This is a genomic window from Vibrio sp. V30_P3S12P165 (assembly GCF_009904905.1).
Classification (GTDB): Bacteria; Pseudomonadota; Gammaproteobacteria; order Enterobacterales; family Vibrionaceae; genus Vibrio; species Vibrio fujianensis.
This window is the reverse complement of record NZ_WXWH01000059.1, coordinates 1-16,611: the sequence shown is the minus strand read 5'-3', so window position 1 is coordinate 16,611 and position 16,611 is coordinate 1. Positions and strand designations below refer to the sequence as shown.

General features: G+C 44.0%; 15 protein-coding genes. 11 read left to right on the top strand and 4 right to left on the bottom strand.

Annotated features, from left to right (window positions below; translation table 11 throughout):
• The first annotated feature begins 56 nt into the window (after positions 1–56).
• From srlA to CAG57_RS11785, 3 genes are read left to right on the top strand one after another with little or no spacing between them, the layout of a single operon-like run.
• The gene (gene srlA / locus CAG57_RS11795) at positions 57–617 is read left to right on the top strand and encodes a PTS glucitol/sorbitol transporter subunit IIC (RefSeq protein ID WP_099611002.1); all 561 of its coding nucleotides are present in this window, start codon (positions 57–59) and stop codon (positions 615–617) included.
• Positions 614–1,594 carry a PTS glucitol/sorbitol transporter subunit IIB gene (gene srlE / locus CAG57_RS11790; protein WP_099611003.1) on the top strand — a complete coding sequence of 327 codons (981 nt, stop codon included), beginning with the start codon at positions 614–616 and terminating at the stop codon, positions 1,592–1,594. Before srlA ends, srlE begins: the two co-directional genes overlap by 4 nt.
• Positions 1,595–1,601: 7 nt before the next feature.
• A complete protein-coding gene (locus CAG57_RS11785) occupies positions 1,602–1,961 on the top strand; it encodes a PTS glucitol/sorbitol transporter subunit IIA (protein WP_161431108.1) in 360 nt (119 codons plus the stop codon).
• Between the two features lie 86 nt (positions 1,962–2,047).
• On the opposite strand, the gene glpT is transcribed toward CAG57_RS11785, so the two are convergent.
• Positions 2,048–3,418: a glycerol-3-phosphate transporter gene (gene glpT, locus CAG57_RS11780; RefSeq protein ID WP_161431106.1), complete on the bottom strand. Its 1,371-nt coding sequence runs from the start codon at positions 3,416–3,418 to the stop codon at positions 2,048–2,050.
• 389 nt (positions 3,419–3,807) lie between these two features.
• Entirely contained in the window at positions 3,808–4,731 is a 924-nt protein-coding gene (locus CAG57_RS11775) for a LysR family transcriptional regulator (RefSeq protein ID WP_161427828.1), read from the bottom strand.
• A gap of 130 nt (positions 4,732–4,861) precedes the next feature.
• On the opposite strand from CAG57_RS11775, the gene CAG57_RS11770 reads away from it, so the two are divergent.
• From CAG57_RS11770 to hemB, 3 genes are all read left to right on the top strand, one after another.
• On the top strand, positions 4,862–6,121 hold the full coding sequence (locus CAG57_RS11770; protein ID WP_099611005.1) for an adenylosuccinate synthetase: 1,260 nt from the start codon (positions 4,862–4,864) through the stop codon (positions 6,119–6,121).
• A 100-nt stretch (positions 6,122–6,221) separates the two neighbouring features.
• Positions 6,222–6,437 carry a DUF3820 family protein gene (locus CAG57_RS11765; protein WP_099611006.1) on the top strand — a complete coding sequence of 72 codons (216 nt, stop codon included), beginning with the start codon at positions 6,222–6,224 and terminating at the stop codon, positions 6,435–6,437.
• 495 nt (positions 6,438–6,932) lie between these two features.
• A complete protein-coding gene (gene hemB, locus CAG57_RS11760; protein ID WP_202597884.1) occupies positions 6,933–7,913 on the top strand; it encodes a porphobilinogen synthase in 981 nt (326 codons plus the stop codon).
• A gap of 306 nt (positions 7,914–8,219) precedes the next feature.
• Here hemB and CAG57_RS11755 read toward each other — a convergent pair whose 3' ends face one another.
• Positions 8,220–9,155 (bottom strand): LysR family transcriptional regulator, encoded by a 936-nt coding sequence (locus CAG57_RS11755; RefSeq protein WP_161427827.1) that lies wholly within the window; start codon positions 9,153–9,155, stop codon positions 8,220–8,222.
• Positions 9,156–9,263: 108 nt separating this feature from the next.
• Here CAG57_RS11755 and budA point away from each other — a divergent pair, with 108 nt between their 5' ends.
• From budA to CAG57_RS11740, 3 genes are read left to right on the top strand one after another with little or no spacing between them, the layout of a single operon-like run.
• Positions 9,264–10,049, top strand: coding sequence for an acetolactate decarboxylase (budA, locus tag CAG57_RS11750; protein WP_161427829.1), 786 nt, complete (start codon positions 9,264–9,266; stop codon positions 10,047–10,049).
• A 32-nt stretch (positions 10,050–10,081) separates the two neighbouring features.
• The gene (gene alsS / locus CAG57_RS11745; protein ID WP_161427826.1) at positions 10,082–11,788 is read left to right on the top strand and encodes an acetolactate synthase AlsS; all 1,707 of its coding nucleotides are present in this window, start codon (positions 10,082–10,084) and stop codon (positions 11,786–11,788) included.
• Positions 11,785–12,543: an SDR family NAD(P)-dependent oxidoreductase gene (locus CAG57_RS11740; protein ID WP_161427825.1), complete on the top strand. Its 759-nt coding sequence runs from the start codon at positions 11,785–11,787 to the stop codon at positions 12,541–12,543. The genes alsS and CAG57_RS11740 overlap by 4 nt, the downstream gene beginning before the upstream one ends.
• Positions 12,544–12,821: 278 nt before the next feature.
• On the opposite strand, the gene CAG57_RS11735 is transcribed toward CAG57_RS11740, so the two are convergent.
• Positions 12,822–14,801, bottom strand: coding sequence for a TonB-dependent siderophore receptor (locus CAG57_RS11735; RefSeq protein ID WP_161427824.1), 1,980 nt, complete (start codon positions 14,799–14,801; stop codon positions 12,822–12,824).
• 26 nt (positions 14,802–14,827) lie between these two features.
• Between CAG57_RS11735 and CAG57_RS11730 the strand changes: the two genes are divergently transcribed.
• Complete coding sequence (locus CAG57_RS11730) at positions 14,828–15,904, top strand: helix-turn-helix transcriptional regulator (protein ID WP_099611011.1); 1,077 nt, start codon at positions 14,828–14,830, stop codon at positions 15,902–15,904.
• 386 nt (positions 15,905–16,290) lie between these two features.
• Positions 16,291–16,503, top strand: coding sequence for a transcription antiterminator/RNA stability regulator CspE (cspE, locus tag CAG57_RS11725; RefSeq protein WP_099611012.1), 213 nt, complete (start codon positions 16,291–16,293; stop codon positions 16,501–16,503).
• Positions 16,504–16,611: the final 108 nt, after the last annotated feature.

Sequence of the window (16,611 nt, the reverse complement as noted above, 5' to 3'; positions counted from 1 at the left end):
TTTAAATGATCAATAAGAGAAACACTCTGTATTCGGTCATTTGATGGGTGTGGTAAATGGATTGGATTCTTATCGGTGCAGATTGGTTTATTGGCTTATTTAAAAGAGGAGGAGAAGTGTTCACCGATATGGTGACCAATATACTTCCCTTACTGGTTTGCTTGCTTGTTGCAATGAACGCGTTCACTCGCTTTTTGGGGCAAGACAAAATTGAACGACTGGCGCAAAGAAGTGCTTCAAATCCTCTTTCTAGATATTTGCTGTTGCCGACGATTGGCACTTTTGTGTTTTGTAATCCGATGGTATTAAGTTTAGGACGTTTTCTTCCAGAAAAATATAAACCCTCCTTTTATGCTTCCGCTTCCTACAGTTGCCATACAATGAATGGCATGTTTCCTCATGTTAACCCGGGTGAGCTATTTATTTTTCTTGGCGTCGCTGCCGGTGTGACCCAACAGGGATTGTCGTTGGGCCCATTAGCCATTGCTTATCTACTCGTTGGCGTAGTGACCAATTTTTTCCGAGGTTGGGTGACCGATTTTACCACTGCTTGGGTGGCTAAGCAGCAAGGAGTGGAATTAAGTGATCAGGTGAATATCAGTGAGAAGCCAGAATGACAATACTTGAGGTAACCTCTGGAAAAGGAGGATGGGGTGGCCCACTCTATATTCCGGTTGAAACACATAAAAAAATTGTTTACATCACCGCAGGTGTCAAACCGGCATTCATTGAGGAAATCGTCACTTTAACAGGCATGGAAGCCATCGACGGGTTTCAACATTATGTTGAAGAGCGTGATATTGCCTGTGTGGTGATTGACTGTGGTGGCACGCTACGTTGTGGTTTATACCCTAAAAAAAATATTCCAACCTTAAATATTCATGCGACGGGTAAGAGTGGCCCATTGGCCCAATATATTAACGAACAAATTTATGTATCTTCTGTCACGTCCGGGTGCTTTAGATTAGTGGATCAGGCTGCATCATGGTTCGTTGAAAAGCAAAATGAGCAGAACGTTTCTACTCATCATAACTTCGATACTGACCGTAAGTTATCAGAGCAGAGTGATGGTTTAATCGCTAAAATCGGTATGGGCATGGGGTCGGTCATGGCGACCTTTAATCAGGCCGGACGAGAAACGATAGACACCGTCTTAAAAACATTACTCCCTTTTATGGCTTTTGTGTCCATGCTTATTGGGGTCATTCTCGCCTCTGGCTTAGGTGACCTGATTGCGCATGGTTTAGCACCATTAGCCAGTCATCCGTTGGGGTTAATTACCTTAGCATTAATTTGCTCTTTTCCGTTGCTTTCGCCATTTTTAGGGCCAGGAGCTGTGATTGCTCAAGTTATTGGGGTGTTAATCGGCACGCAAATTGGAATGGGGACTATCCCTGCTCACCTCGCATTACCCGCCCTTTTTGCTATTAATGCTCAGGCGGCCTGTGATTTTATCCCTGTCGGCCTTGGCCTTGCCGAAGCTAAACCGGAAACAGTACGAGTAGGGGTGCCTTCTGTGCTCTATTCTCGCTTTTTGACTGGGGCTCCTACCGTATTATTGGCTTGGGGCTTCTCCTATTTCATTTATCAGTGAGGTAGTTATGTATCAATTTATTGCGAGTATCGCGGGTGTGGGTGAGCACGCTTATGACGCGCTGGATGATGATATGATGATTCTATTTGGCATAGAAGCACCGCAAGAAGTGCAAGACTACTGTTTTTTGATTCGTCGTCATAGCTTATTAGCGGCAAATATCGATCGGCAGAGTACCCTGATGATTGGAGAGCGAGCCTATATTGTGACATCAGTAGGAGAGTTGGCGAATCACAACTTAGCGATGTTAGGACATGTCACATTAAAATTTGATGGTCAGCCTACCCCTGAATTACCGGGTACCATTCATCTGTTAGGGCCGAAATTATCTCAAGTTAGACCCGGGGAGACGCTTATTTTTGGTTGATGAGGTGATCGTTGAGCACTCGATAAGTCAACAGAGAAAACAAAGGTCGCTGACAGAATAAAGCGACCTTTGCGTATACAGCTAGCCTAAAGGGTCGCTGTTTTTATCTCGTTTTCCTCTTTTTGTTTGTGGTAGGCGCGTTCACCAATGAAAGCGTAAAGCAAACAGAGAATAGAAACGATGCATGAGCCGGTTAGGATAAAAAATCCTCCGTCCCAACCAAAGTGGTCTACGGTATAACCTAAGATAGCATTAGCTGCAACCGCGCCACCTAAATAACCAAATAAACCGGTTAGGCCTGCGGCGGTTCCTGCGGCTTTTTTAGGCGCTAATTCTAACGCATATAGACCAATAAGCATGACCGGACCATAAATTAAGAACCCAATAGCAATCAGTGCAATCATATCAACCATAGGGTTACCCGGTGGGTTAAACCAGTAAACCAATACGGCTAAAGTAACCAGTGCCATAAAAAGAATGCCGGCAGGTGCTCGGCGACCTTTAAACACTTTATCGGAAACCCAACCACACAGAAGTGTGCCGGGGATGCCTGCCCATTCGTAGAGAAAATAAGCCCATGAAGATTTATTGACCGTGAACGCTTTGGCCTCTTGTAAATAAACAGGAGCCCAATCTAAAACACCATAACGGATGAGATAAACAAACGCATTCGCAATGGCAATCGCCCACAACAGTTTGTTATTTAAAACATATTTTAAGAAAATCTCTTTTGCCGTCATCTCATTCTCATGAGATTGATCATAATTTTCAGGATAGTCGTTTTTATACTCTTCAATCGATGGTAAACCGCACGACTGAGGAGTATCACGCATGGTTAACCAAACAAATATTGCGACTAATACGGCGAAAAAAGCAGGTACGTAAAATGCTGTGCGCCAGTCATCATGAAATAGCCACAAGCCCAAAATAAAAATAGGGCCAATTAATCCGCCACCAACGTTATGTGCAACGTTCCAAACAGAAACCAGTTCTCCCCGTTCTTTGCGAGACCACCAGTGAACCATGGTTCGTCCACAGGCGGGCCAGCCCATTCCTTGGAACCAACCATTTAAAAAGAGTAAGATGAACATGGCAGTGATGCTGCCCGTCGCCCATGGCATAAAGCCAAAACAGAACATGACGAGCGCGGAGAGTAATAAGCCTGCACTTAAAAAATAGCGTGGATTGGAGCGATCAGAAACACTGCCCATCAAAAACTTTGATAGCCCATAAGCGATTGATACAGCAGCCAAAGCAATACCAAGCTCACCGCGACTAAAGCCTTGTTCAATCAGGTAAGGCATAGCAAGGCTAAAGTTTTTACGTACTAAATAATACCCCGCATAGCCGACGAAAATTCCGATAAATAGCTGCCAACGTAGCCGTGAATAGGTGCTATCTATCCGCTCTTTTGATAGTCGCTCAATATGAGCTTGTGGTTTAAAGATCCCAAACATAGTCGCCTCGTATAGTCATTAAATTGCTGGGAGAACACTTACGCAACTGAAAATACGCTTCCTTTTCGTACCATCCATCCGTGGTTTTTAATCAGCTAAAATTGTTGAACGAAATATAAAATGCTTCGTTCGAAACTTTGTGGTAATTCTATTTTTGTGAGGAGTTATTTCTGTGACCGCTGAGAGGTTAAATTTATTTTACGAAGTAAATAAATAACTATTTCAGTATATTGTGACTTAAATGAGGTGGCGTATATCTTTTTATTCCATTAAATACAGCAGTGGAACTGCACCCGCATAACACGATAGTGTGTGTTCAAACGAATTTTAATGTGATGGTGAAATCATCATTTTTGATTAATATCGAACAAAAATTCAACAGCGTGAGTTTAGCGAGTCAACGGTTGCGATTTTTGAATTTCTTCATCCACCCACACTAATAACTGTTTAATGGCACGAGATAATCGCTGATTTTGTCGCACGATATAGCCCAAGCTGGTGGTGGAAAAATCAGGAAGAGGTGTAATGGTGGTCTTTAGTTGGCGTTTGGGATTGACAGAGAACGTTGGAATAATCGCTACGCCAAATCCAGCTTCAGCCCAATCAATTTGTGCATCAACACTGCCCACCTCCATGATTCGATAGTTAGGCAAATGCAGTTGTGGAAGTGCGACATCAATCAGCTCTCGGGTTCGAGTATCATGACCCAATAGAATCAAGGTTGGTTCATCGGTGGTTCGCTCTTGATGTTGATCGTCTTTGTGAAGTAATGGGGAATTGGCAATTGCTTGCCATTTTTGTAAACCATTTCCTAACGCACACCATTCAACCTGACGCAGTTTGGTAAAGTGAATGGGAGATTCTTCTTTTTGTGCGATCACGAATCCTAAATCGGCTTTAGCACTTTTGACCAGTTCAGCCGCTTGAGAAGACGTGGTGTTAAATAAAGAGAGATCGATACCTGGGTAGTGTTGACGAAACTTCTGGAAAGGGCCGATCAACAATAACCGGGAAATAATGTCACTGGCAGCTATCGTCAGCGTTCCTTGATGCAGATCATTAATCGCATTGAGATCAGCCTGACAAACTTGTAGCTCCAGTAGTGTTTTTTCTGCACTGATCAGTAAGCGCTCGCCTGCTTGAGTTAAGCGAAAGGGATTTCGTTCAACTAGTTTAACTCGGGTTACCTGTTCTAACTGTTTAAGATGCAGGCTGACATTGGGTTGAGTCATATGTAGCGCTACTGCTGTTTTGCCAAAGTGCTGATATTTAGCCAAGGTTACGAAAGTATTTAACCAGTTGAAATCAAGCATGATGGCTCCGTGCATTTTACTTAGGGTTATATCGATATGATTTTCTTATTGGCATTATAATAATAATTAATTTTTCTTATTTCAATATTGAGCATAGGATGAGCTTTATTGCTTTTAAGGAGAGTAAATTATGTCGTCTATTGTTGTCGTTGGTGCGAACTGGGGTGATGAAGGTAAAGGTCGTATTGTTGATTATTTAGCAGATCAAGCCTCAGCCAGTGTTCGCTTTCAAGGCGGAAATAACGCCGGTCACACCGTAGTGAATGAATTTGGTACGTTTAAATTGCACCAACTACCGAGCGGCGTATTTAACCCAGATTGTTTAGCGGTACTTGGCCCAGGCATGGTAATTAGCCCTGAGCTATTAGCACAAGAAATGGCAGAAGTTGAGCAGTCTGGTGTGCCATTGCGTTTAGCCATTTCAGACCGAGCTACGCTATGTTTACCTCTACATGCCCTAGAAGACTCACTAGAAGAAGCTCGATTAGCTGATCGCGCCTACGGTTCAACTCGTCAAGGTATTGCACCGGCTTATGGTGATCGAGTGATGAAAAAAGGCATTTTAGTCGGTTGGTTAAAACAACCAGACGTGCTACAAGAGCGTATTCAATTTTGGTTAGATTGGAAATTACCGCAGCTTAAAGCGCTTTATCCAAGCTTTGAATTTAGTCAAAGTGCCGCTGAGATGACCCAATGGTTACTTGACGTGTCAAAACCTTGGTTGGATGCCGTCTGCAATGTCACCGTACCGCTTAAAGCGATCCAAGCACAAGGGGGGCACTTACTGTTTGAAGCGCAACTAGGGGCAGGTCGTGACTTAGTTTATGGGGAATACCCTTGGACTACCTCTTCGAATGTGACTTCCGCTTATGCTGGTCTCGGCGGCGGTTTACCAGCGTTACGTCCTGAACGTGTGGTTGCGGTTGCGAAAGCTTTCAGTTCATCTGTGGGTACCGGCACCTTAATCACTGCGATGGAAGAGCAAGATGCCTTCCGTGAAAAAGCCAATGAATTTGGTGCAACAACCGGTCGCCCACGTGATATGGGTTATTTTGATGCGGTAGCAACGCGTAATGGGGTCGAGCTACAAGCGGCGACCGAAGTGGCACTGACTAAAATTGATTGTTTAACTGGGTTGGCCGATCTAAAAATTTGTGTCGGTTATGAAGGTAACCACAGCGAAAACCCAATTTGGCCACAAACCGCACAATTAGCCCCTATTTATGAGCAAATGGAGAGCTGGCAAGAAGATATTACCGGTTGCCGCACATTTGAGAGTTTACCGATTGCTGCACAAAAATATGTACAGCGTATTGAAGCGCTGCTGGGTGTTCCCGTCTCCATGATTTCTGTGGGGCCTGAGCGTGAGCAAATGATCTTACGCGGTTAATCGGGATCTTTTAAGCAACTAAGTCTCCCGCAGAGCTTGCTTTGCCTGGGAGACTTTTTGTATTCTAATTTTTCTGTGCGTTACCGAGCTTGGTTCATCGATGTTAGAAAAAGAAAATCTCATCAAATTGGCCAGAATGCCGATGCCTTTTGGTAAATATGCTGGAAGAGCGCTGATTGATTTACCTGAAGAGTACTTATTATGGTTCGCTAATAAAGGCTTTCCGGAAGGGGAATTAGGTCAGTTATTGCAGCTTTGCCTGGCATTAAAAATCGAAGGGTTGGACAGTGTGGTTAAACCCTTACAACGAATGTGATTGATGGGAGCAACCGTAAATTTTTAGCTCTTCAATTTACTAACAGTATCCGGGTGACTGAAAGAAGAGCGAACGGTAATTCCTAATCCAGCATTAATTGCACTTCATCATTGACTCAAACTTCGGCCAACACAGGTAATTTTCCCCGGAATTCTGTCTCGATCAAATGCTGCTATGGCTTGTTGTCTGATAACGTAAGATCCATCAAGCATAATTAATAGTACAGGTTTTGCGGTATCAAGGTATTTCAATGGTGGCTTTTCTTCGAAGTGAAGGCGTTAGCGGACTGTGTGACCAGTTTGGTCGATCGAAGGTTAGGTTTATAGAGGGCGAACCAACGACACCGAATCCAGTATGTTCTCATGCGTGTATAAATCATCAGGTTTGCTAGAAGGCGGATATCCACAGTCTAAACGTTACCTCTTGGGAAACGGTGAGCGTCAACCGGAGCTAACGAACCCTTGCATCAATTAACTTAAATGAGGATATGATATTTTGAATACTGCCCCAACACGACGACTGAGACGTCTCCGCAGTTCCGAAGCTATGCGAGATTTATTACGAGAAACTCATGTGCAGCTAGGCGATTTAATTCACCCTATATTTGTCGAAGAGCATATAGAGCAAGCAGTGCCAATTTCTACTCTACCTGGGATAAGCAGAATCCCTGAATGTCATTTAGCGGATGAGGTTCGAGAACTTCATGCGTTAGGTATACGTTATGTGATGCCTTTTGGAATATCTCACACTAAAGATGCGCAAGGAAGCGATACATGGAATGAGCATGGTCTACTTGCACGTATGATTAAAATAATAAAGTCTGCTGTGCCAGATATGATGGTCATCCCGGATATTTGTTTCTGTGAATATACAGATCATGGGCATTGCGGAGTCATAAAAAATAGTAAAGTGTGTAACGACCTTACGGTTGAGAACTTAGTCAAGCAATCTTTAACCGCAGCCCAAGCGGGTGCTGACATGTTAGCACCATCAGCAATGATGGATGGTCAAGTAAAAGCGATTCGTCTCGGTCTTGATGCCGCTGGTTATCATGATGTGGCAATTTTGGCCCATTCAGCAAAGTTTGCTTCTTCGTTTTACGGGCCATTTAGAGCGGCAGTAGATTGTGAACTCAATGGTGATAGGAAAGGCTATCAACTTGACTATGCCAATGGTCGACAAGCTTTACTCGAAGCTTCTCTTGATGAAGCTGAAGGCGCTGATATTCTTATGGTTAAACCGGGCACACCTTATTTAGACGTTCTCTCCCGCTTAAGACAAGAGACTCATTTACCGCTAGCGGCTTATCAAGTAGGTGGTGAGTATGCGAGTATTAAATTTGCGGCTCTGGCCGGCGCTCTCGATGAAAAACGAGTAGTGAACGAAACTTTTATTGGGCTAAAACGAGCGGGAGCTGATTTCATTGTCAGCTACTACACCAAGCAGTATGCGACATGGTTAAGTGAAGAAGATTAGCTGAGTATTTTGCTATAATTTCAATAAGTTACATAATTTCTCTGCTGTACTAAGACTGTGGGTTAAGGGAATGATCTTCGTCCACAATTATTTCATTTGCAGAGTTTATTTCATTTGCAGAGTCGGTAAATTCGCATTCAAGCGTTTAAAGCCTTAAGGTACTTTTTCTAATTTAATCGGATTGAGTTAGTCCAATAGCACTCACGGATTTTGAAGCTGCAGGGGTGCTGGCTACGTTCAATCACATCGCCTGCCTATGCTCATGGGGATGGTGAGAGCCATCCGTGGCTCTCACCAAAGGCCAGCCTACGGCTGTTCAAATTTTTCACTCACTTGCTGCCGACCTGCAACTCCACGTTGTTTAGGGATAGAACTGTTCATACATCGAATACTGTGACTAATTAAGGGATGATGGCTATTCCATACTAATGCGACCTGACTGACAAAAGGCATGTCGTTAAGATGTTGTATAACGACGGATTGATCGAGATGCTCAGTTAAAGATAACGGTACAATGGCGATACCAAAACCGGCTTGTGCCATGGTAATCGCGGTGCGTAGTTGTGGTGTGGCGTAAGGCCGAGCAATATGTACCTCAGCATTGTGTAACGCTGCCTCAATACGGTCGTATAACGCAGGACCTGTATCACGAGGAAACATCAACACATTTTCATGATGTAACTGAGCTAAATAAATGGTTGAGTGAACGGCTAAATGATGACTGATTGGGGTAACAGCGACAAAAGGATCATCAAATAAGATCAGTTGTTTGAGTGACTCACTGGCATAGCAAGGTAAACGCAGAAAAGCCAGCTCTAGACGCTGTTGTTTAAGTAACGTAACCAGCTCGGGCATTGAGTGTTCAACGGCAATTAAATGGAGAGTTGGGCACTGTTCATGCAATTGGCGGATATTCTCTAAAACGCTACGACTGCTCGCTGTTGAGGAGGCAAACCCGATGCGTAACTCTTGTTTTTCACCGCGCGCAATTTGTTCTAACTTTCGCTGACAGCACTCAACCTCTTGCAAAATGTGCTGCGCATCATGATAAAACTCTTCCCCAGCGGCAGTAAGTTCAACTCCGCGAGATAAACGTTTAAATAAGGCAATGCCTAACTCATCTTCTAATTTTTTGATCTGTTGACTCAGCGGTGGTTGGGCTATGCCCAACTGTTCAGCCGCGCGGGTAAAATGCTTAGCTTTAGCAACCGCGACAAAATATTTCATATAGCGAAATTCCATGGTTCATCCATATTTTTTTTATATCAAAATAAATCTTTTTTATATTGGATTTGTTGTGCGCATGAAGTCAATCTAAATATACGCTTTGGTTCATATTAGGGTTGAATGATGCAACGTTTTATCTCTGCGGTCTGTTCTTGTCCTCAGCAGATTGCACAACAATTTTCTCACTATCAGCAAGGCTCAGGAGAAGGAGAAATTTATCAAACTTCGCTGATGAGCGGCTTAATTTCCGGTGTTTATGAAGGTTCAACAACCATTGCCGAACTGCTTAAACACGGAGACTTCGGATTAGGGACATTTAATCAATTGGATGGCGAATTGATCGCTTTTGATCGTCAGGTTTTCCAACTGCACGCCAATGGTTCCGCGCATCCTGCTCAACTTGATCAAAAAACGCCGTTTGCGGTGTTTACTTTCTTTAAACCAGACATTGAATTACCCATTAATGACACGTTAACCCGTCAGGAAGTGCATCAGCTTATCGATCGCTTGGTGCCTAGTGACAATGTATTTTGCGCGATTCGGCTTGAAGGGGATTTTCCATTCGTCCAAACCCGCACCGTTCCTAAACAGCAGCGCCCTTATCGGCCGATGCTCGAAGCAATCAAACAGCAGCCCATGTTTCATTTTGAACATCAATCGGGGGTGATGGCGGGGTTTCGTAGCCCACGATATACCACGGGGATTAATGTCCCCGGTTACCATGAGCACTTTATTGATCAAGCGAGAACAGGGGGCGGTCATGTTCAAGATTATGTCGTTGCGTCGGGTTTTTTACAAATCGGTCGTGTGTCGCGCTTAGTGATTGATATGCCGGTATCAAGTGAGTTTCTTGGTGCTGATTTGATGCCAAAAGATCTTCATTCCGCCATCGAAGCGGCTGAAAAATAATCCACCATTCTGTCAGTCAAAAAGGAAAGGTTATGTCATCTCATCATGCCTTGCGCAATGGGGCGCAGTTAATTGCACAACAGTTAGAAACCTTAGGTGTTCGTTATGTGTTTGGTATACCCGGCGCGAAAATTGATCGGTTATTTGACGCATTTGAAGATACCCACATTCAACTGATCCCGGTCAGACATGAAGCCAATGGCGCGTTTATGGCGGGTATCATGGGCCGTTTAACCGGTAAAGCGGGAGTCACCTTGGCGACCTCAGGGCCGGGCTGTGGAAATTTAGTGACTGGTGTTGCAACGGCCAATGCCGAGGGCGATCCGATGTTGGCTATTGGTGGTGCGGTAAAACGAACTTACCAGCAAAAACAGACTCACCAGAGTATGGATACCGTGAGCATTTTTCGCTCGGTAACCAAATACAGCGCAGAGATCCAACATGTTGATGCGGCGAGTGAAATCATGGCTAATGCGTTTCGAATTGCCGAGTCTGGTCGTCAAGGGGCATGTTTTATAAGTGTTCCGCAAGATGTGTTAAGTGATCAAACGGAGACCGATTTAGTCATCCCTCCCAGCTATCGCCCAACGGGCTATGCTGATTTAACGGCGGTTGAAGAGGTTGCCAATCGGATCAGTAAAGCACAGCGTTGTGTGGTGCTGCTTGGCCTACATGCAAGCGATCAAATGACCGCCTCTATGATCAGTCGATTTTTACAAAAAATGCAGTTACCGGTAGTGGGGACTTATCAAGCGGCAGGCGCGGTAGATATTAACTATTATCACCATTTTGCTGGCCGCGTCGGATTGTTCAATAACCAACCAGGAGATGTGTTACTGCAAGAAGCGGATTTAATCATCACTATTGGCTTTAACCCCATCGAATACGACCCAGAACTGTGGAATACGCGTCGTTGTCCGATTATCCATATTGATATTGAACCAGCACAGTACCAACAACACTACCAACCTTGTATTGAAATGATTGGTCATATTGGAGCAACGTTACAAGCCCTTTGTGCACAGATGACGGAATTTGTCCGTTTATCGCCTACGGCATTATCGATTTTAGAAGAAGTGACGCAGCAAAGGCATATTATCAAAAGCTATCCGATTAAACAGCGGGCGGCAGGTTTTCACCCTTTAAGCTTGATTAAAACCATGCAGGCGATCATTACCCCCGATACGACCTTGTGCCTTGATATGGGGAGTTTTCATATTTGGATTGCGCGCTATTTAAGCTGCTTTCGAGCTCGGCAGATGTTAGTTTCGAATGGTCAGCAAACCATGGGCGTTGCGCTACCTTGGGCGATTGCCGCGAGCCTATTAAAACCGGGACATAAAGTGGTTTCAGTTTCTGGTGATGGTGGCTTTATGCAGTCGAGCATGGAGTTAGAAACCGCAGTACGTTTAAGATGCAATATTGTGCATATTATCTGGGTTGATCATGCTTACAACATGGTCGAAATGCAGGAACAACAAAAATATCAACGCAGCTCAGGGGTAAAATTTGGCCCAATTGATTTTCAAGCTTACGCGCAATCGTTTGGTGCGCATGGATTTGCTGTGACCCAAGCGGATCAATTAATGCCTATCCTTCGCCAAGCCATGGAAGTCGAAGGGCCAGCAGTTGTCGCGATTCCAGTGGACTATTCAGATAACTACAAGTTAATGCAGGCTCGTAGTGAGCAGCATCAAGATCCTATTTTTCAAATCAATCATGAAGGAGTTTTGCTATGAAAGGGTTAACCAATAAAGTCGCGATCATCACCGGTTCCGCTAATGGCATTGGTTTAGCGATTGCACAGCGTTTGTATGATGAAGGCGCTCAGTTGATGCTAGCTGACTGGGATCAAGAGCAATTGCTGAATGCTTTAGAGCATTTTGATAAGGCTCGTGTTGCCGCGCAGAAAGTAGATGTATCCGATGCCCAGCAAGTGGCCGCCTTAGTTCAAGCCTGCGTTGAGCGCTTTGGTCAACTGGATATTTTAATTAACAACGCGGGGATTCATATTCCCGGAACGGTACTGGAATGTAGCGCAGAAGACTGGCAGAAAATTTCGGCAGTCAATATCGATGGGGTGGTTTACTGCGCTAAATTTGCCTTACCAGAGTTATTGAAAACCCGTGGCTGCATTGTTAACACCGCGTCAGTTTCTGGTTTAGGCGGTGATTGGGGCGCTGCATTCTATTGTGCGACGAAAGGCGCTGTCGTCAATTTAACGCGTGCGATGGCACTAGATCATGGTTTAGACGGTGTTCGTGTTAATGCGGTATGCCCAAGCTTAGTGAAAACCAATATGACCAATGCTTGGTCGGATTCAGTGCGAGATAAATTTAATGAACGTATCCCACTAGGGCGAGCCGCTGACCCCAAAGAGATAGCAGCGGTAGTGGCATTTTTAGCCAGTGATGATGCTTCATTTATCAATGGTGTGAATTTACCGGTTGATGGTGGCGCGACGGCTTCAGATGGACAACCGAAAATCGTGTAACGTGTTAGTGGCGGTTGAGGACTATGTTGATATATCGGTGTATCTGCAACAAAGACGGATTTCATTATCAACGCGGCCTTGAATTTGTCTCATATTATCGGCACGTTACACGCAAAATGGCGACATAACACCATGAAGTATTTTGCTATGTGTCCAGAATGTTGATTGATCAGATATGGTTAAACTCCTCGCATAAAAAGCCCGCCCGTGCCGGTTTCTTGATCTAGAAATGTGATCAAGAGACCGGCACGGTACGGGCTTTTATGGTGCCTCAAAAATTAGAATTGATAAGCGGCGGATAATTTATAACTACGGCCTGGTTCTTTATCATCCAAGGTGAAACCTCGTGCTGCACCAAGACGTGATGCGTGAGAGGTATAAGTTTCATCGAATACGTTGTCGATACCGAAGGTCAGCACTAAGTTTGGTACCGTGTATGGCGTCCATTGCGCATAAAGGTTGTGCACATCGTAACCTTCCTTTTTCGCGCTACCTTGAACCACGTTATCTTCATCTAAGACGATAATAGAGTTCCAGCCAAATAGCGTATCAATTGAATCAGCTTGGTAGCTCAGTGTTAGCGCTATGCTGTCACCCATATCGGCACTGGTGTCATCCGCATTGAGTAATGGCCCGCCATTGGTTAAATCTTTGGTATCTGATCGAGCGTACGCAAGCTTTGTGCTCAAGGTTTGATAAGTGTAGGTGGTGCTAAGTTCAAAACCTTTCACTTCCACATCACCGACATTGCTGATGAGGTAATTATTGTCTGTACGAATATGGTCATTAATTTTGGTTTTAAATAGGGTAAGGTTTGTACCGATGAAGTGTTCGCCAAACTGTTTGTCAAAGCGTACACCTCCTTGCGTATTGAGACCAGTTTCTGCTTTGATGTTATCCGCTAGATAAGTAATATCTTGATAGCGAACAAAAGTCTCTAGTAGTTCTGGGCCTTTAAATAGTGAACGGGCATTGGCAAATAGAGTCCAATTGCTATTCACATCCCATTCTGTACCGAGTGACCAAGTTAACCGGTCAAAGTCTTTTTTACCGGTAACGGCCTTGCGTTGAAAGTCATCGAAGCGTAGGCCGCCAGTGAGTGACCAAGCCTCAGTGGCGTATAATTTATTTTCTGCAAATGCTGCGGTAGAAATCGTTGATTCTTTCATAAAGGATGTATTGCCATAGCTGGCTTTACTGGTTTGATCGATGTAGTCCATCCCGTAGGTAATTTGGTTACGAAGATTGGCCAGTTGATAATCCGACTGAAAGAGAGCATTAATACCCACATTGCGATTTGTGGCGGTATTGCGCGATACGCGGTTACTTGGCCAAGCGCCAGCCATCACGCTTTCATCACGATCGATTTTGGTTTGGCTACTGTAGAGCGTCACTTTACCTTGGTGTTGTGCTGTCTTCAGTTCATATGATCCAGTAATGGTATCGCGATCATAATGGGTTGGAATTAAACGATTTTGACTCAAACCTTCATTCGCGCTGCCCGCCATATCAGCTCGTGGCCGGTAATCACCTTCATCACGATACGCGTCATAAGCAAGCTGGAAACGGTGTCCATCGCTTGGCTCAAAACCGATTTTAGCAAGAACATTATAGGTATCCCCTTCAACACCAAAGGTTTTTTGACCATCACCCTCTTTGAAATCACCGCGGGAGATGCCTTGAACATATATCAGTGCATCGATAGTCTGATTCAATTGACCATAAACAGTCACGGAGCCTTGTCGGCTATTATTAGAAGAATAACCACCAAACACGCGAGTACCGAACGTTTCACTTCCTACCAACAAATCTTTGGCATTTTTGGTTTCAAAATAGACTGCGCCGCCAAGACCACTTTGAGTGACGGAGTTATTACCGACCTGAACGTTGGCAGATTTTAAAATATCAGGGTTCAAGGTTAAGTTACCGACATGGTGGAACATATTGGCATGTTGAGAAGCGCCATCGAGACGAATATCTAGATCGGTTTCACCCAAGCCACGAATATTGATTCGTTGATTCACTGAGTGTGTTCCTCCGACGTCGACACCTGGAATATCACGTAGCAAATCTGACATATGATCTGCTTGTTTGAGTGATAAATCATCGGTCGTCAGCGATTCTGAGCTGCTTGATACTTTGGTTCCCCAAACGACAATATTGTTCTGATCTGGTGCGGTTTCTTGTTGAGCAAGGGCGTGGGTTGATATTGCTGCGGTGATGGCAAGCCATAACGCTGACTTATTGCAAATATCCATACTGACTTTAGTCCTCAAAAATACAAATGATAATAATTCGCATGTATGTTAAATTGAGAGCCATCGAGAAAAAAGTTGAACAGATTATGCAAAATCGCACATCAGTTATGGAAAACAAGCACAGGCCTGCTCAGCAAGTAATACGACAAACGATTACTTTAGCGCGTCATGTCATCACCGATCAGGATGAGGTCATCATTGCTCAGCAATCCAATCAGCCCGTAATAGCGCGAGGTCGATTTATTGAATACACCAGCCCAAGTGGGTTTACCTTGCATGGCGGTTGTAGTCATGAACTGATTGATTGTGATGTGGTGACGACCAGTGCACCGGCCTTGGTGATAATCCTTTTAATGGAAGGAACGTTAAGTTTTGCTTATGACGATCTTAAGTTTAATTTGTCGGCTAATGTTGAGCCTCAAGCGTTGATGGTGAATGTATTGCAGCCTTGTATTTTCCATCGTCGCCTACATCAAGATATGCAAGTACGTAAACTCACCATCACCTTACCGCAGGACAAATTACAACCATTTGCAGTCCAAGAGTGCCCGCTGCATCATTTTATTCAACAAGATAAAGTATTCACGCATTTGATGCTGGCTACCGATAGCTGGCAAACTGTAGCGAACTTGCTTAATAAGCCTGAGTCGCAAACGCTCAGTTGGCATATTACCCGAGAGGCGATGAGTTGGCGATTGATCCAAGACGTCATGCTACAGTGCTCGCTAGCGACGGTTGATCATCGTTCAGCGTTACCTCGCGATGAGCCAACAGAAAGTGTCATTGACGATGTCCTACATTACATTGATCAGCATCTCTACGATGAGCTTAGCTTGGCTAAGCTTGCAGACCAACATGCGATGAGCGTCTCTACTTTGCAGCGAAAGTTTAAATATCGCCTTAATATGACGATGGCACACTACATCCGCCATCGTCGTCTGCAATTCGCGCGTCAGAAACTAGAACGCGGTTTAGTGACGATTACCGAGGCGGCTTATGAAGCAGGTTATTTACACCCATCCAACTTTACGGCAGCTTTTAAAAAAGCGTTTGGTTCTTCCCCTCAGGTTTTTCTTGAACAAACCCCATTTAGTACAAGGTGAGCGTAAGGCGTTCAACTTAATAAAACCGGTGCTCATGGGGATGATGAGAGCCATCTGTGGCTCTCATCAAAGGCCAGCCTACGGCTAAATTGTGCCAGACAAATTTTGTCACTCACTTGCCGCCGACCTGCAACTCCACGTTGTTTGGGGATAGCAATAAAGCATTTAAATAATGCTTTACATCATAGATTATTTGATTAATAATAGCTTCGCTCTGTTGTTCAGAGTTATTAATGAAAAATAAAGTGTAGTAAAACCCTCGGAATATCTTCGTCACCGTTGCAATCCTCAGTGTTTCCCTTAGCTTCATCGTTACATTCAATAATTCAAGCTCAGTGCATCGCATTTTGCGGTATATTTTATGAATTTTAAATTAAGGGACACATATGTCTAATAAAACAACTGGTTTAGTAAAATGGTTTAACGAAGAGAAAGGCTTTGGCTTTTTAACTCAAGATAATGGCAATGCTGACGTATTCGTTCATTTCCGTGCTATTGCTTCTGAAGGTTTTAAAACCTTGACTGAAGGTCAAAAAGTTTCTTTTGATGTAGAGCAAGGCCAGAAAGGTCTTCAAGCTGCGAACGTTGTTGCTCTATAATCGTATTGTAGGGTGTTAATAAAGTAATTTTATTGGCACCCATATTGACTGCTATAATTTTATTTATACACACACCATAAAAATATTAAACATTTCTTACATCTACCT

What these genes read in the sequence shown, in the direction of transcription:
- CAG57_RS11735 (WP_161427824.1), bottom strand. Translation starts at nt 14,801, where the DNA reads ATGGATATTTGCAATAAGTCAGCGTTATGGCTTGCCATCACCGCAGCA.
- CAG57_RS11775 (WP_161427828.1), bottom strand. Translation starts at nt 4,731, where the DNA reads ATGCTTGATTTCAACTGGTTAAATACTTTCGTAACCTTGGCTAAATAT.
- glpT (WP_161431106.1), bottom strand. Translation starts at nt 3,418, where the DNA reads ATGTTTGGGATCTTTAAACCACAAGCTCATATTGAGCGACTATCAAAA.
- CAG57_RS11785 (WP_161431108.1), top strand. Translation starts at nt 1,602, where the DNA reads ATGTATCAATTTATTGCGAGTATCGCGGGTGTGGGTGAGCACGCTTAT.
- cspE (WP_099611012.1), top strand. Translation starts at nt 16,291, where the DNA reads ATGTCTAATAAAACAACTGGTTTAGTAAAATGGTTTAACGAAGAGAAA.
- srlE (WP_099611003.1), top strand. Translation starts at nt 614, where the DNA reads ATGACAATACTTGAGGTAACCTCTGGAAAAGGAGGATGGGGTGGCCCA.
- CAG57_RS11770 (WP_099611005.1), top strand. Translation starts at nt 4,862, where the DNA reads ATGTCGTCTATTGTTGTCGTTGGTGCGAACTGGGGTGATGAAGGTAAA.
- budA (WP_161427829.1), top strand. Translation starts at nt 9,264, where the DNA reads ATGCAACGTTTTATCTCTGCGGTCTGTTCTTGTCCTCAGCAGATTGCA.
- CAG57_RS11730 (WP_099611011.1), top strand. Translation starts at nt 14,828, where the DNA reads ATGATAATAATTCGCATGTATGTTAAATTGAGAGCCATCGAGAAAAAA.
- srlA (WP_099611002.1), top strand. Translation starts at nt 57, where the DNA reads ATGGATTGGATTCTTATCGGTGCAGATTGGTTTATTGGCTTATTTAAA.
- alsS (WP_161427826.1), top strand. Translation starts at nt 10,082, where the DNA reads ATGTCATCTCATCATGCCTTGCGCAATGGGGCGCAGTTAATTGCACAA.
- CAG57_RS11740 (WP_161427825.1), top strand. Translation starts at nt 11,785, where the DNA reads ATGAAAGGGTTAACCAATAAAGTCGCGATCATCACCGGTTCCGCTAAT.
- CAG57_RS11765 (WP_099611006.1), top strand. Translation starts at nt 6,222, where the DNA reads ATGTTAGAAAAAGAAAATCTCATCAAATTGGCCAGAATGCCGATGCCT.
- CAG57_RS11755 (WP_161427827.1), bottom strand. Translation starts at nt 9,155, where the DNA reads ATGGAATTTCGCTATATGAAATATTTTGTCGCGGTTGCTAAAGCTAAG.